Origin of the sequence: Bacillus sp. RC242 (genome assembly GCF_044908245.1) — a bacterium.
GTDB classification, from domain to species: Bacteria; Bacillota; Bacilli; order Bacillales; family Bacillaceae_G; genus Bacillus_A; species Bacillus_A mycoides.
On record NZ_JBIYCZ010000003.1, the window covers coordinates 350,817 to 362,953 of the forward strand.

The 12,137-nt window shown below is 33.9% G+C and carries 12 protein-coding genes; all 12 read left to right on the top strand.

Annotation, left to right across the window (positions count from 1 at the left end; all coding sequences use genetic code 11):
- Positions 1-8: 8 nt before the first annotated feature.
- The 12 genes from ABH957_RS08655 (at position 9) to bcbE (ending at position 12,099) form a co-directional block, all read left to right on the top strand.
- On the top strand, positions 9-830 hold the full coding sequence (locus ABH957_RS08655; protein ID WP_404454932.1) for a peptidoglycan-N-acetylglucosamine deacetylase: 822 nt from the start codon (positions 9-11) through the stop codon (positions 828-830).
- Positions 831-844: 14 nt separating this feature from the next.
- Positions 845-1,501: a YkyA family protein gene (locus ABH957_RS08660; RefSeq protein WP_002086134.1), complete on the top strand. Its 657-nt coding sequence runs from the start codon at positions 845-847 to the stop codon at positions 1,499-1,501.
- Between the two features lie 158 nt (positions 1,502-1,659).
- Complete coding sequence (locus tag ABH957_RS08665) at positions 1,660-2,340, top strand: MgtC/SapB family protein (protein WP_002012374.1); 681 nt, start codon at positions 1,660-1,662, stop codon at positions 2,338-2,340.
- Positions 2,341-2,417: 77 nt separating this feature from the next.
- Positions 2,418-2,954: a GNAT family N-acetyltransferase gene (locus ABH957_RS08670; protein ID WP_002012376.1), complete on the top strand. Its 537-nt coding sequence runs from the start codon at positions 2,418-2,420 to the stop codon at positions 2,952-2,954.
- A 250-nt stretch (positions 2,955-3,204) separates the two neighbouring features.
- Positions 3,205-5,013, top strand: coding sequence for an IucA/IucC family protein (locus ABH957_RS08675; protein WP_404510977.1), 1,809 nt, complete (start codon positions 3,205-3,207; stop codon positions 5,011-5,013).
- Positions 5,014-5,080: 67 nt separating this feature from the next.
- The gene (locus ABH957_RS08680) at positions 5,081-6,922 is read left to right on the top strand and encodes an IucA/IucC family protein (protein WP_215577001.1); all 1,842 of its coding nucleotides are present in this window, start codon (positions 5,081-5,083) and stop codon (positions 6,920-6,922) included.
- Positions 6,909-8,147, top strand: a complete 1,239-nt coding sequence (locus tag ABH957_RS08685) for an AMP-binding protein (RefSeq protein WP_404454944.1) — start codon at positions 6,909-6,911, stop codon at positions 8,145-8,147. The genes ABH957_RS08680 and ABH957_RS08685 overlap by 14 nt, the downstream gene beginning before the upstream one ends.
- Positions 8,144-8,419 (top strand): petrobactin biosynthesis protein AsbD, encoded by a 276-nt coding sequence (gene asbD / locus ABH957_RS08690; protein WP_242308669.1) that lies wholly within the window; start codon positions 8,144-8,146, stop codon positions 8,417-8,419. Before ABH957_RS08685 ends, asbD begins: the two co-directional genes overlap by 4 nt.
- A 22-nt stretch (positions 8,420-8,441) precedes the next feature.
- Entirely contained in the window at positions 8,442-9,446 is a 1,005-nt protein-coding gene (locus ABH957_RS08695) for a DUF6005 family protein (RefSeq protein WP_219302051.1), read from the top strand.
- 14 nt (positions 9,447-9,460) lie between these two features.
- Positions 9,461-10,303, top strand: a complete 843-nt coding sequence (locus tag ABH957_RS08700; protein WP_404510979.1) for a sugar phosphate isomerase/epimerase family protein — start codon at positions 9,461-9,463, stop codon at positions 10,301-10,303.
- 121 nt (positions 10,304-10,424) lie between these two features.
- On the top strand, positions 10,425-10,631 hold the full coding sequence (locus tag ABH957_RS08705; RefSeq protein ID WP_000113539.1) for an alpha/beta-type small acid-soluble spore protein: 207 nt from the start codon (positions 10,425-10,427) through the stop codon (positions 10,629-10,631).
- Positions 10,632-10,869: 238 nt separating this feature from the next.
- Complete coding sequence (gene bcbE, locus ABH957_RS08710) at positions 10,870-12,099, top strand: bacillibactin exporter BcbE (protein WP_404510981.1); 1,230 nt, start codon at positions 10,870-10,872, stop codon at positions 12,097-12,099.
- The last annotated feature ends 38 nt before the right edge of the window (positions 12,100-12,137 follow it).

Below are 12,137 nucleotides of genomic sequence, written 5' to 3' on the forward strand. Positions count from 1 at the left end.
TCGATAGAATGGAAAAGGCTTTTAAAATTAAACGAGTTGCAGTTGTTTCAATAGCGATTGCAATAGTAGCTATTGGGTATTTCATGTTTCAATCTATTACTTCACCAGCAAAAGCTGTTGCTAAGCAAGAAAATATAGTGCAGCTTGCAAGTGAACAATCGAAAGTTGAAATGAATAAAACGGCGCCAAGTCGTTTTAACGGAATGGAAAGAAAAGTTGCTTATCTTACATTTGATGATGGGCCAGGAAAATATACGGCTGAATTATTAAATATGTTAAAACAGCATGATGCGAAGGCGACATTCTTTTTAATCGGAGCGAATGTAAAAGCGTTTCCTGATTTAGTAAAACGTCAAAATGCAGAGGGTCATTATGTTGGAATGCATAGTATGACACACAATTTTGCGAAGTTATATAAAAATGGCGAATATGTTAATGAAATGAAAGAAGATCAAAGCTTAATCGCAAATATTATTGGAAAATCACCTCAATTAACACGTCCACCATACGGGTCGAAGCCTGGTTTAAATGAAGGCCTTCGAAACAAAGTAGTAGAGGGTGGTCTTAAAGTATGGGACTGGACAATTGATTCTTTAGACTGGAAATACAATAAAGTACCAGTCGATGCAGCGGCAGCACAAATCGCTCAAAATGTATTAGCTGGTGCAACAAATCCTCAAGAAGTCATTTTAATGCATGATATTCATCCGCAATCAGTCGCAGCTGTGCCAGCAATATTAAAGGGTCTAAAAGAAAAGGGTTATGAGTTTGAAGCATATCATGAAGAGAATCACTTCCCCGTGAACCTCTGGCATGATAACCGTATGTAATGGAGGAATTGAAGTTGAAATATGGAAAAGTAGCAGTAGTTGGAGCATTATCAGTAGGATTATTATCAGGTTGTTTCGGTGAAAAGCCAGAAGAAAATTTATTTACGGCTTTTGAAGCAGCATCTACACAGGAAAAATCTTTAGCAGATGACACAAAAAAATTAGAGAAGTTAGAAAAGCAAGGACAAGAACTTTATTCTCAAATTTTACAAGAAGGTAAAGAGCATAATGAAGCAGTTTCAAAGAAAATAGAGCAAGCTACTGCAAATGTAGACGAGCGTGAAAAAGTATTGAAAAACGAGAAGGAACAGTTAGAAAAAGCGCAGAAAGAAACGACATCCGTTCAAAATAATATTGAAAAACTCGAAGATAAGAAATTACAAAAACAAGCAAAAACAGTAGAAGAATCGTATAAAAATCGTTATGATGCCTTCCAAAAGATGAATGAGAATTACACGAAGGCGTTAGCGACTGAAAAAGAACTGTATGAAAAATTAAAAGTAAAAGAAACGAAGTTAAAAGAAATTGGTGAAAAAGTTAAAACTGTTAATGAGTTAAATGTGGAAGCGCAAAAGGCGAAAGAACAATTTAATAAACATACAAAAGAGTATAATGATAATAAGTTAGCATTTTATAAAGATGCACAAATTAAAATTAAAGAACAAAAATAAAGAAAGATCTTAATTATAATAAAAAGCCGGGGAAACATTGTCAAAAATGTTTTTTCGGTTTTTTACTTTAAATGAATAGAAAAGACTGGAATTGATATCATAAAAGAGTTATAGTGAAATATTCGAAGGGAAACATTGTAAAGTAAGGAGAAGGAATTATGTCATATGAATTTTTATTCAAATTAGGTTTAGCACTCTTTTTAGGATTATTCATCGGAATAGATAGGCAGCTAAAGAATAAACCGCTTGGTGTGAAAACAAGTATGGTTATTTCCGTAGCGAGTTGTTTAATTACAATGGTTTCAATTGAATCAGTGAATGTTTATTCTGTACCGGGTCATACAAACATGGATCCAATGCGTCTCGCCGCTCAAATTGTTAGTGGGATCGGTTTTCTTGGAGCAGGGGTAATTTTACGAAGAAATAATGACGTTATTTCAGGATTAACGACAGCCTCTATGGTATGGGCCGCTTCAGCACTAGGTATTGCGATTGGTGCAGGGTTTTATATACAAGCGACGGTTGCTATGATTTTAATTATATTAGCGATTAACGTACTTCCGCAAATTGTGAAAATTGCAGGCCCTTATTCATTAAGACAAAAGGACTTATCTATAAAAATTACCGTAAACAAACATCGAGAGTTAGACGGGATTTTTAAGCAAATTAAAAATTTAAATATGCAAGTGAAACGAGTGAAAATTAAAGATATTGATAATGGGGCATCTCAGCAATTGGAAATGGTCATTTTAGCTCCAGAAGATTTATATACAACTGAATTATATAGTTCTTTAAAAGAAATCGATCATGTTGTTTCAGTAGAAGTTGAAAGTAGATAAAAAGAGTGATGAAAATTCACTCTTTTTTTAATGCATACAAAACATTTTGCTATAATTATTTTCTAAGGGGGATGAGTATGGTGGAGATACATATTAGAAGGGCAATAAAAGATGATATTTCGGCAATTGCAAAAGTGCATGTGGATAGTTGGAAAACAACGTATAAGGGGATATTCTCTAATGAAATTTTAGACAATATAACGTATGACCAACGAGAAAAGCTATGGGAAAGTATATTTCAAAAAGAAGACGGGCATCAATTTAGGTTTGTAGCAGAAACGTTAAATGGTAAAATAATTGGATTTATCGATGGGGGAGTTGAAAGAACAGGTACATATAATTGTGATGGGGAATTATATGCAATATACATTTTACAAGAGTATCAAGGAATGAAGATAGGACAAAGATTATTTCAAGCTTTACTATTTGATTGTAAAAAAGATAATATGGAATCTCTTTTAGTTTGGGTAGTTTCTAATAATCCTTCTAAAAAGTTTTATGAAAAATATAATCCGGAAAAAATTGACACGAAACTTTTAGAAAGACTAAATGTAGAAGAAATAGCATATGCTTGGCGAGATATGGATTGTTTATACAAATCACTATTAATTTAGAATGCGATAATATTATTATGTAAACTTAATCTACAAGAATGAAAAAATACATCAATAATTATATTGGTGTATTTTTTTGTTGACGGATTAAATGTTTTGAAAAGGTAAAAAGTTTAGTCAGATAAAAAAATTCTGAAATATATCTTGAAATGATTATCATTATCAATTAAAATCATAGTTGATAATAAAATTCAACTGTCAGAAGTTTCACCAAAAAATGATAGTGTTCGTCTAAAAGAGGAGGAGCAGTATGCAGCATGCGAAACAAATCGCGGAACATGCAACAATACAAAGCTTTTTAAATTGTTATTTAAGAGAAACAGGAAGTGGAGAATGGATTACGGAGGATAAAAGGATAGAAAATATTTTCTGCCATTCATTTCAAAGAGACGCTATCCCCACTTATTTATGCTGTCGGTTATCGGCACAAAACGTTACTTTGTATGGGGAAGTTATATATAAATCGTCAACGGACCGTCATCTATTTGGAGAACAATTTTATTACCAAATTGGCGAAAATAAAAATGTTATTAAAGCAGATTATATTACGGTTATTATGTTTTTAATAAAGGAAATGTCTATTAACTATGGAGAAGGTACGAATCCTGATGAACTTATGCTTCGAGTTATCTGTAGTTGTCAAAATATTGAGAAGTTTATACAAGGAAGGGAGCAGGATACAGCTGAATTATATGGTTTCCATACGACTTTTATAGAGGCGGAGCAATCTTTATTATTTGGACATTTAACTCATCCTACACCAAAGAGTAGACAAGGTATATTGGATTGGAAAAGTTCAATGTATTCTCCTGAATTAAAAGGGGAGTGCCAACTTCACTATTTTAGGGCACATAAAAGTATAGTAAGTGAAAAGTCATTGTTACAAGATTCTACAACGGCGATGATAAAAAAGGAATTAAAGAACGATGAAAAGGTAGGTCAAGAATTTATTGAAGAGTACTGTCAAGAAGATGAATATTCATTAATTCCAATCCATCCGCTACAAGCAGAATGGCTATTACATCAATCTTATGTGCAAAATTGGATGAATCAAGGTGTACTTGAATATATCGGTCCAGTAGGTAAGTGTTATATGGCGACATCATCACTTAGAACGCTATATCATCCTCATTCGAAGTATATGTTCAAGTTTTCATTCCCTGTAAAGGTCACGAATTCAATGCGTATTAATAAATTGAAGGAACTTGAGAGTGGACTTGAAGGTAAGGAAATATTGAATACTAAAATTGGAGAGGTGCTAGAAAAGTTTCCAGGATTTGATTTTATATGTGATCCGGCCTTTATTACTTTAAAATACGGGGCACAAGAGTCTGGATTTGAAGTGATTATTCGAGAAAACACATTTTATAGTGAAAATGAAAATGATGCAACGCTTATCGCTGGATTAGTACAAGATGCAATTCCGGGTGAAAGAACTCGTTTAGCAAATATTATCCATCGCTTAGCGGATTTAGAAGGTAGAAGCTGTGAAGAAGTAAGTTTAGAGTGGTTTAGACGATATATGAATATCTCTTTAAAGCCGATGGTATGGATGTATTTACGTTATGGCGTTGCATTAGAAGCGCATCAACAAAATAGTGTTGTTCAATTGAAAGATGGTTATCCAGTTAAGTTTTACTTCCGTGATAATCAAGGGTTTTATTTCTGCAATTCAATGAAAGAGAAGCTTAATAATGAGTTATCTGGTATTGGCGAACGTACTGGGAATTTATATGACGATTACATTGTGGATGAAAGATTTCGTTACTATTTAATTTTTAATCATATGTTTGGACTAATTAACGGTTTTGGTACAGCAGGATTAATAAAGGAGGAAATTCTTCTTTCGGAATTAAGGTCTGTACTTGAAGAGTTCCTTCCATATAACCGTGAACCTTCTACATTTTTAAGTGAATTGTTGGAAGAAAATAAATTGGCATGTAAAGCAAATTTGCTAACGAGATTTTTCGATGTTGATGAACTGACAAATTCTTTAGAGCAAGCAATTTATGTACAAGTAGATAATCCACTCGTTAGAGAAGTGGCTGTTCGTTCATAAGTAGTGCTAAAATTTCACGTAATACAAATAATGGAATTCGATATTCCGTATTATAGCGGAGGGATTTATGAAAGAAGAAGTTTATCACATAAAAATATTGAAGGCACTCCAATCAAAAGAGTACATTTCAGTAAGAAGAAGAGTATTCCGGCAATTAGTAGAATCGTTAATTTATGAAGAAATCATTACGCCGATTCGTATACAAAAGGGAGAGCAAATACTTTTTATTATACAAGGTCTTGATGAAAAGGATCAAAATGTAATGTACCAATGCTATGGGCAAGAACGTATGACATTTGGGCGTATTTGTTTACATGACTCATTAATAATGAGAGTTCAAGATGAGGAAGAAGAAATACAATCAGTTTCACAATTTTTACAGGAGATTTTTCGGATTGTTCAAGTGGATCGAACGAAATTGGATTCTTTTATTCAAGAATTAGAACAAACAATCTTTAAAGATACGATTGCACAATATGAGAGAAGTTGTGAAGAAGACTATCTTGCGAAATCTTATGATGAGCTTGAAAGTCATTTAATAGATGGACACCCGTATCATCCTAGTTATAAAGCACGCATCGGGTTTCAATATCGTGATAATTTTCAATATGGATTTGAATTTATGCAACCAATGAAAATTATATGGATTGCAGTTCATGAGAAATATACGACTGTAGGATATGAAAGTGAAGAGAGTTATAACTGTACCTTTAAAGAAGAAATTGGTGAAAAGAAAATCGAAGAGTATATGGATCGTATTCGAACAATGGACTGTGATTCGAAGAAGTACATGTTTATACCTGTTCATCCTTGGCAGTGGGAGAACTTTATTATTCCGAATTATACTGACCATATACAGGATAAATATATTATTTATTTAGGGAAATCAGAAGATGATTATTGCGCGCAGCAGTCGATGCGGACATTAAGAAATGTTACGAATCGAGAGAAACCATATGTAAAGTTATCAATGAATTTACTCAATACTTCAACTATCCGTACATTAAAACCACATTCGGTTGTGAGTGCACCTGCTATATCGAATTGGTTAAAAGATATAGTAAATCATGACCCTTATTTAAGGGATGAATCGCGTTTAATTTTGTTAAATGAATTTTCGAGTGTTACGTACGATGCGAATAAAAAAGCTACGTATGGCTCATTAGGATGTATTTGGCGCGAAAGCGTTCACAAATATTTAGATAAGAAAGAAGAGGCAATCCCATTTAACGGTTTATATGCCAAGGGAAAAAATGGGACACCAACTATTGATTTGTGGTTAAAGAGATATGGAGTAGAAAGCTGGTTACAATTGCTTATTCAAAAAGCAATTATCCCAGTTGTACACCTCGTTGTAGAGCATGGAGTCGCATTAGAATCACATGGACAAAACATGATTTTAGTTCATGAAGAGGGAATACCAGTCCGTATTGCACTAAAAGATTTTCATGAAGGACTGGAGTTTTATCGTCCATTTTTGAAAGAACTCGAAAAATGTCCTGACTTTACTAAAATGCATAAAACATATGCGAATGGTCAAATGAATGATTTCTTTGAAATGGACCGTATTGAATGTTTACAAGAAATGGTTTTAGATGCGCTTTTCCTATTCAATCTAGGTGAACTGGCTTTCGTGCTGGCAGATGAGTATCAGTTGAAAGAGGAACAATTTTGGATCATTCTTGTTGAAGAAATAGAAGATCATTTTGAAAGATTTTCGCATTTGAAAGAACGTTTTGAAGCATTACAATTATATGCACCTACATTTCATGCAGAGCAATTAACGAAGCGTCGTTTATATATGGATGTGGAATCGCTTGTTCATGAAGTTCCAAATCCATTGTATAGAGCAAAGCAACTTACAATACAAAAATCAGTTGTTACAGGGGGAAATCATGCTAATCGTTAATAAACAAGAATTTAGCAAATATGATTTTGAATTGAGATTACAAGGTTACGAGGGAGTGGAACAATTTCAAGAAGCAGAAGGAAATAGATTTGCACTTTGTCTGAAAGATCCATTCGATATTATTACGCTTGTGTTTTTCCTAAAAGAAAAAAGAGCATCTGTACTACTTATTCATGAAGATACGCCAAAGGATACAGCTATTGAAATGGCAAAGCGCGCAAAGTGTACTGCACTTTTATACGGAGAAAGTAACGACTTTACAAAATTAGAAGTTCCAAATCTATTACAAGAAGAACCGTCTTTATTGCAGTATAGTTCAGGTACAACAGGAGAGCCAAAACTGATTCGTAGAGCATGGACGGAAATTGAAACAGAAATTGCCGCTTACAATGAAGCTTTAAAATGTGAAGAAGACGAAGTGCCAATTGTAATGGCTCCAGTTTCACATTCATACGGATTAATTTGTGGCACGTTATCAGCAATTACGAGAGGTAGTAAGCCTATAATCATTACAAATAAAAACCCTAAATTCGCATTAAATATAGTTCGTAATACCGAAAAACATATCATATACGCAGTACCACTTATGTTACATATTATGGGGAGTTTTCCACAAGGGACTTTTCAGTTTCATAAAATTATGACATCAGGATCACCTTTGCCAGAAACGGTATTTTATAAGTTAAAGGGCATGACGAAATACATGATGCAGCAGTACGGCTGTTCTGAAGCTGGTTGCATTAGTATATGTCATGCTATGGAAACACATTTGGATTTAGGAAAACCACTTCCTCATGTAAGTATTAACATAGGTTCAAATGAAGATGAACCTGAAGAAATCGTAGTGAAAATTGCTGAAAAGGAGATTTATACAAAAGATTTAGGTTATAGATCTGAGCAAGGCCTTCATTTCATGGGGCGAATAGATGATGTTATTAATGTGTCCGGTCTAAAGGTATTTCCTATAGAAGTGGAAGAAACGATGCTTCGATTAGAAGGTATTCAGGAGGCAATTGTATACCGGGGCAAGCATCCTGTGATGGGAGAAATAGTAAAAGCGAAAGTAGTCTCTCGTATTGAACCAGTACAAATAAGAGAATGGTGCATACAGCATTTACCGTCTTATAAAGTGCCACATGAAATTGAAAATGTAGCAGAGATTCCGAAAAATAAAACAGGGAAAGTAAGTCGGAAGTTATTAGAGATGGGAGAGATAACAACATGAGTCGTGAAATGTTAAAAGAAGCAGTTTTAAGTATTATGAGAGAAAAAATGGAACTGAAAAATGTAACACATTTAGAAGAAACGATGCGTTTAAATCAAGATTTATATATAGATTCGGTAATGATGTTACAGCTTATTGTATACATTGAAATGGAATTAAAGTTATGTGTTCCAGAAGATGAGATAGATCCAAAGGCGTTTCTTACAGTAGGATCTTTGCTTGACTTTATGGAAGAGTTAAAGCCGTTACAAGCAGTAAATATGAATAATTAAATTTGAGAAAGTGGATGAGAGTATGACTTCAATTAAAGTTCACTGTTTAGTGAGTTGTTTTTGTGAAATTATAAAAAGGCGTAGTGATATAGATTTCCGTCCATTTTATTTCGGATTATGGGATGGAGACTTTGATATAACAGAAGGCGGGATTATTTCTTATCATTCCGAAAACATTAACCATGACAATTACTTGCTTTGGTATGAAAAATTGTATGGGATAAAAGTGAACGAATGGTACGATCATTCAAAAGATAAAAGTAGCAATGTAGAAACATTTTTAGAATTAGTAGAAAATAAGCCGGAAAATCGTTACGTAATTGTAATGGTTGATATGTCTTTATTGCCTGAGAGAGAAAATAAGTTTCATCAAAAACCGTTTCCGCATTACTTAATGATATCGAAGACAGAGAAAGAAGATGAATGGTTCATGCTTGATCCTGATTTTCGCTGGGAAGGGAATATGGAAAGAGAAAAAGTGCTCCATTCTGTTAAAGACAACCCATTTGGTGGAGGCTATTTCATTGATATAGAAGGAATTCAGGAGCCAACACAAGAGATGGTAGAAAGTTATTTCATGGAAACATTCAAAAAAGATGATAATGAACTAACAATGGAATTAAAAAAATTAATAATAAAAATGGTAAATGAAGAGGGTGGGTATTCACTTTCCGGGCTCGTAACGGCAGTAAAGCAAATACCCGTATTGGCAATACGTAAATATAGCTATGAACATGCCTTTGCATACTTCCGTGAAACTTTACAATATTCGGAGCAAGAATTTGATTATTGGTGTGATCGAGTGGAAGACATTGTACAAGGATTTACAAATGTACAGTACCGTGCTATTAAAATGGCAATGACAAATAATAAAGATATGTTATTACCAATTGTTGAAAAACTTGATGAAATGAATACAATTGAACTGCAAATCAAGGATGAACTAGAGAAACAGTTTCTGTTATGGAAAGAAATTACAACAAATCAGTCTTTCTTAACTAATACAAGTTCATTGAATTTAAGATAAGGGAGTTCAAACCAATGAAATATTCGCTATGTACAATTTCATTTCGCCATCAACTAATTTCATTTACTGATATTGTTCAATTTGCATATGAAAACGGTTTTGAAGGAATTGAGTTGTGGGGGACCCATGCACAAAATTTATATATACAAGAGCGTGAAACGACAGAACGAGAAATAGATTATTTAAAGGATAAAAATTTAGAAGTTACGATGATAAGTGATTACTTGGACATATCATTATTAGCGGATTTTCAAAAAACGATGGAAAAATGTGAACAGCTGGTAACACTAGCTAATTGGTTTAATACAAATAAAATTCGTACGTTTGCCGGGCAAAAAGGTAGTGAGGATTTCTCGGAACAAGAGAGCAAAGAGTATGTGAAGCGAATTCGCATGATTTGTGATCTATTTGCTCCGCATAATATGTATATACTATTAGAAACACATCCAAATACGTTAACGGATACTTTGCCGTCTACTTTGAAATTGTTAGAAGAAGTAAATCATCCATATTTAAAAATAAACCTTGATTTTCTTCATATATGGGAGTCTGGTGCAGACCCTGTAGATAGTTTTCATCGATTAAAGCCGTGGATACAACATTACCATTTTAAGAATATATCATCAGCGGAGTATTTACACGTGTTTGAACCAAATAATGTATATGCCGCTGCTGGAAGTCGTATAGGAATGGTTCCATTATTTGAAGGTATTGTAAACTATGATGAAATCATCCGGGAAGTGAGAGATACTGATCATTTTGCTTCGCTTGAATGGTTTGGGCATAATGCGAAAGATATATTGAAAGAAGAAATGAAAGCATTAACGAATAGAAAATTAGAAGTAGTAAGTTCATAAGGTGAAATGATGAAAGAGTCTCGTTTAGGAGACTTTTTTTTATTTTATCAATAACCAAAATTTACCATGTATTTAATTTCGGATTTGATACAGTTTAATATATATAAGGAGGTGATCGGTAATGGCTAGAAATCGTAACGCTAATCAATTAGCATCACATGGAGCACAAGCAGCTCTAGATCAAATGAAATATGAAATTGCACAAGAGTTTGGTGTACAGCTTGGAGCTGATACTTCTTCACGTGCAAACGGTTCTGTAGGCGGTGAAATTACAAAACGCCTTGTAGCGATGGCAGAACAACAGCTTGGTGGCGGATATACTCGCTAAATGTAGAAGGTTATAGGAGAAAGGAAGGATTCTTCCTTTCTTTTTTATTTTCAATTAATTGGTATGGATATATTGTGAACAGGATTCAAAGAATAGGAGTAATGCTATATTTTACCCAATTTCTTTTGTTGTAAATGGAAAGTAGTAAAGATGAAATAGCCCTGGTGGAATGTAAACATAATTTCCAGCAGGGCTATTATATGGTAAGAAATATATGATGAAAGGTTCCGAAATCAACATGTTAAAAAAAGAAAACTGTTGTTTAATTGCACTTGCATCAGTTCCACTTGTTATGACGCTAGGTAATTCAATGCTTATTCCAATCCTGCCAACCATTGAAAAGAAATTACATATTTCATCTTTCCAAGTATCCATGATAATTACAATTTATTCTATCATTGCAATTATACTTATACCGATTGCTGGTTATTTATCAGATAGATGGGGACGAAAGATGGTAATGGTTCCAAGTTTATTAATTGCAGCTATTGGAGGAGCGATAACGGGATGGGTATCATGGAAAGTTGATAACCCTTACGTTTGGATTCTTATCGGAAGAGCAATTCAAGGGATAGGTGCTGCTGGTGCTATGCCAGTTGTCATACCGTGTGTCGGTGATTTATACAAAGATGAAAAACAGGTTAGTGCAGGTTTAGGAATCATTGAGACGTCAAATACATTTGGAAAAGTATTGAGTCCCATATTAGGATCAGCTCTTGCAGCTATTGTATGGTTCTTACCATTTTGGGCGATTCCAGTTTTATGTGTAATATCGATTGTTTTACTACTGGTACTAGTAAAGGCGAAGAAACAAGAAGAAGAAGTCCCACCACTTAAAGAATTTATTCAATCTATTATCTCTACGTTTCGAGAAAAGGGAAGATGGTTAATTGCCATTTTTATACTAGGTGCAATTATTATGCTTATTTTATTCGGAATACTTTTTTATCTGTCAACTATACTGGAGTCGAAGTACGATATTCATGGTATATGGAAAGGGTGTGTACTCGCTATTCCTTTACTTGTACTATCACTTAGCTCATATATGGCTGGTAAAAAAATTGGAGATAAACAAGATATTATGAAAAAGTGTATCTATATTGGATTTTTACTGGCTGCTGCATCTGTCTTCTTACCTTTATTTCTAAAAGGAATCTATTTGCTACTTCTTTGTCTCGTTATTATGGGGGGAGGAATTGGTATGGTGTTACCATGTCTAGATGCTCTTATTACACAAGGGATTGAAAAAGAGCAGAGGGGGACAGTTACGTCATTTTATAGTTCAATGCGATTTATCGGTGTAGCAGCTGGACCACCCCTGTATTCTTTTTTTATGAAAGGGACAGACCATGAAGTGTTTTATTTAACGAGCATCTTCGCTGCTATTGGTGCTGTCATAGCAATTATTTGGATTAAACCAGCAAAAGATAAAATGATGTTAAAACAGAAACCGGAACCAACTTCATAATGCGAAAGAGAATTGCATGCCAATTACATAACATGCAA